The sequence below is a fragment of the Peribacillus sp. P4_C12 genome (genome assembly GCF_056402095.1).
In genome coordinates this window covers 1-2131 of sequence record NZ_JBFUIB010000578.1, presented here as the reverse complement: position 1 = coordinate 2131, position 2131 = coordinate 1, and the positions used below count along the sequence as shown (strand labels likewise).

Annotated in this window: 3 protein-coding genes; all 3 read right to left on the bottom strand. The window is 39.5% G+C overall.

Going from position 1 to position 2131, the window contains the following annotated elements:
* Nucleotides 1–273: FAD-dependent monooxygenase (locus tag AC1DUW_RS26720; RefSeq protein ID WP_477643917.1), on the bottom strand; the 273-nt coding region annotated here is incomplete at its 3' end.
* Nucleotides 274–286: 13 nt separating this feature from the next.
* Nucleotides 287–1624: an MFS transporter gene (locus AC1DUW_RS26715; protein ID WP_397328088.1), complete on the bottom strand. Its 1338-nt coding sequence runs from the start codon at nucleotides 1622–1624 to the stop codon at nucleotides 287–289.
* Between the two features lie 195 nt (nucleotides 1625–1819).
* On the bottom strand, nucleotides 1820–2131 hold a 312-nt coding region (locus AC1DUW_RS26710), incomplete at its 5' end, for a CoA-transferase (RefSeq protein WP_477643916.1).

The window sequence follows — 2131 nt, the reverse complement described above, 5'->3', positions numbered from 1 at the left end:
AGTTTCTCTAATTAATACTTGGTCATCTCCCTGGATAATTTCCATGAGGTTACTTCGTGCAGTTACTTTTTCTAACTCTTCATATAGGCCCCATTTTTTAAAGCAGTTTACACTTGGCGGACGGACACCGATACCAGCACCAACCTCTTTTAAAACAGGTGCTTGCTCATACACGTCTGCACGAATTCCTTTCGCTTTTAATGCATTCGCAGCTGATGCACCACCAATACCGCCGCCAATAATTGCAATTCTTAATTCAGATTTTGATTTCATAAATATTCCCCTCCTATGCAATATCGATTTCTTTTGTTTTTTTGTCATAAGCATGCCTTAAAGGAACCAATGAAAAAGCAATAGCCGCTATAATACCTGGAATTGCAAACGAAAGAAAATTCATTTGCGCAGATAAATTAAGTGAAACGAGGAAGCCTCCAAATGTCGGCCCTATAATCCCACCAATTCTTCCAATTCCTGAAGCAAAACCTATGGCAGTTGAGCGAATTAATGAAGGATAGTATTGTGATACAAAAGCGTATGAAATATTTTGAGCCCCCATTGTACATGCGCCAGCAATAAAAACTATTAAATAGAGAATAGTCATGTTAGTTTTAAAACCAAGAAGCGTCAAGGAAACCGCTGCCATTATAAACATCGGAACGAGCACCTTCTTAACTCCATATTTATCTGCAAGACCTCCAAGGATTAACGTTCCAACAATAGCACCGATATTTAAAACAATCATAAAGGATAAACTTGAACTAAGAGCATAGCCAGCACTAAACATCAAATTAGGAAGCCAAGTACTGATCCCATTAATCATTAACAAACACATAAAAAAGGCAACCCAAATCATTACCGTACCAAGTGCGCGATTATTTTTAAACAATGCAATCACAGGAGAACTAGGATTTTTTTCTGTTTCTGTACTTATTACAAACTCCATATCTGATGTTAAGGATACCTTGTCATTAACTTTTGAAAGAACCAAACGAAGTTCGTCTATTCGGCCTTTCACCAAAAGAATAGCAGGTGAATCATGAAAATACTTGACCACAAAAGGAATGAGCAAAAGTGGTATCGCTGCTACCCAGTAAACACTTTTCCACCCCATAAGAGGTATAAAGTAAATACCTACAAGACCTGCCAAAATACCTCCTACAGAAAAGGCACACATCACGATTGATACCATGGTGTTATGCAAGTGTTTCGGTGCGTAATCGGTCATGATGGCAATCACATTTGGTAGGACACCGCCAATCCCGATTCCAGCAATAAATCGGAAAATAGAAAACATTAATGGACCAGGTGCGAATGCACATAAAAACGTAAAGATACTAAATAGGACCACACTTAAAATAAGGATATTTTTTCTTCCAAATTTATCAGCCAAAACTCCAAAGAATATTGCCCCTAGCATCATTCCGAAAAATCCGTAGCTACCAATGGCTCCTGCTTGAACAGGTGATATGGACCATTCCTTCATAAGGATAGGTATGACAGAACCATATATAACAAGGTCGAACATATCAAAAACAATAATGATGCAACAACAAATCAATAACCTCAAATGAAAGCGATTAAATTTACCTTCATTAACGACGTCGGTAATATTTATTTTAGCCATCCCAAACCCCCAGCCGTATATAGTAGATACACGCTTGAATCTTAAATAACCGGCCTACACCCAATTGCTTGGAATTTCCTAAAGCAAGACAAACTCCAAAATTCCATCCCGAATCAAAGAGTTTATCCGCTACCTGACATTCCTGGATTGTTTACTTTTAGCTACGGTCAATTGTATGTTTTATGGTGTACCTAGTCATTGTTGCACTTCGAGAGCCTCTGATTGCATGTCGCTGGACGCATGTAGCTTAAGAGGAGCAGCAGTACATTCCTGTACGTATTCGAATGTAACGCCAGGAGCGAGTTCCCGTACGACAAGGCCGTCATCTGTCACATCGATTACCGCAAGGTTTGTATAGATACGATTTACACAGCGAGGCGCAGTCAGTGGAAACGAACATTGCTCAACGATTTTCGCCTCTCCTTTATTTGTAGTATGTTGCATAAAGAGGAAAACACGCTTGCTGCCAACAGTCAGGTCCATGGCTCCTCCTACACGTCCAAGAGT

Coding starts and splice junctions, on each gene's coding strand:
- AC1DUW_RS26715 (WP_397328088.1), bottom strand. CDS start 1,624: ATGGCTAAAATAAATATTACCGACGTCGTTAATGAAGGTAAATTTAAT.